The organism is Chryseobacterium sp. UF-290 (assembly GCF_058245615.1).
The window spans coordinates 1-965 of record NZ_JBSICB010000038.1 but is presented as its reverse complement, the minus strand read 5'-3'; the positions used below and the strand labels follow the sequence as shown (position 1 = coordinate 965).

At 25.9% G+C, this 965-nt stretch carries 2 protein-coding genes; both read left to right on the top strand.

Annotated elements, in window-relative coordinates:
- The coding region (locus AC4IF5_RS20395; RefSeq protein ID WP_490737784.1) for a hypothetical protein at positions 1-244 on the top strand (244 nt) is incomplete at its 5' end.
- Position 245: 1 nt separating this feature from the next.
- Positions 246-887 (top strand): hypothetical protein, encoded by a 642-nt coding sequence (locus AC4IF5_RS20390; RefSeq protein ID WP_490737782.1) that lies wholly within the window; start codon positions 246-248, stop codon positions 885-887.
- Positions 888-965: the final 78 nt, after the last annotated feature.

Here is a 965-nt window from a genome sequence, read left to right as displayed (position 1 = left end):
AAGAATTTATGCAGCTGTATGGGGAGGAGATAGAATTAGAGAGCTGTCCGATTTATTTGGTGGGAAAGAAAATGATAGTATTTGGATTACTTCTACTATATATGATCCTTATCCGCATGACACAATAAAGAAAGTTCTTGAAAATAATAGAATAAATGAACAAAAGAAATTGGATAAATCAGCAGATTCTCTTAACGAAGTAAATTATAGAAAAAGTTGGCATTATAAAAAATATGGTTGGTAGTATGAAAAATAATAAAATTTTCTTTTTTTTATTTACACTAGTCCTCTTTAACTGTAAAAAAGAGAATAGGGTAAATATTTTGGAACTGACAGACTTAAATAAGTATAAAACCTCAGAAATAAAAATTAATGACTCAATAACGAAGGTTAATGGTGATAATAATAATTATTCGTTAAAAGGTATTATAAATACTTATAATCACTCCAAACAAGATTGGTGGGAAATCAAGAATAAAAAAAATGGTGAAAAGTATATGGTAGAATATATTTTTCTGGATAAACAAATTGTAAATCAAATTAAAATATATAAAGAAGGATTACTTTATAAGAAATCAAGTAAGTTTTACAATGTGTTATTTGAAAACAATGGATTTAGTTTTAATTTTTATTTTCCTGATTCAAATTTTAAAACTCGACACATTAATTTTGATTATACTATTTCCGATACACTTAAAAGGAAAATAACAAAAGAGGGGAAATTAAAATGTAAAAAAAATAATGATCATTATTCTTGTTTTATACCTGTTAATAATAATGAGAGCGTAATTGGTATAGTAACTAACTTTTCTAATTTTAAAGACAAGGACAGTGTTTCACTTGCTGTAGATAGGATGTTTGTACAGTCCTTAAAAAATAATAAGTAGGGTAATGTTCCAAACGTGTTGGTGTTGGTGAAAAACTATAGCGTTGAAAACCGACGCTATAGTTTTTTAATAAAATAA

Coding starts and splice junctions, on each gene's coding strand:
- AC4IF5_RS20390 (WP_490737782.1), top strand. CDS start 246: ATGAAAAATAATAAAATTTTCTTTTTTTTATTTACACTAGTCCTCTTT.